The following is a 265-nucleotide window of genomic DNA, read 5'->3' as shown; positions in this document are numbered from 1 at the left end:
GTCTTACTCATTGTTACGGTTTTGTTATGGCTCATCCGTAAATTTCCGAAGAGATGGTGGCTAGCAGGATGGGCGCTCTCTGTTCAGTTTAGGATTTTTTTAACGTTTTTGGAACCTGTGGTAATTGATCCACTTTATAATGATTTTTCAACGCTGAAAAATAAGGAATTAGAAACGAAAATTTTAGCGATCGCAGATAAAGCTGATATTCCATCTGAACATGTATATGAAGTAAATATGTCGGAAAAAACGAATGCGTTAAATG

1 pseudogene is annotated in these 265 nt (G+C 35.8%); it reads left to right on the top strand.

Features of this window, described 5'->3' with window-relative positions:
- Nucleotides 1-265: pseudogene (locus tag JDS96_RS31160) on the top strand (M48 family metallopeptidase); the annotation flags it as partial.

This window comes from Bacillus cereus group sp. N21, from assembly GCF_016483395.1.
GTDB classification, from domain to species: domain Bacteria; phylum Bacillota; class Bacilli; order Bacillales; family Bacillaceae_G; genus Bacillus_A; species Bacillus_A pseudomycoides.
This window is presented reverse-complemented; position numbering and strand designations above follow the sequence as displayed.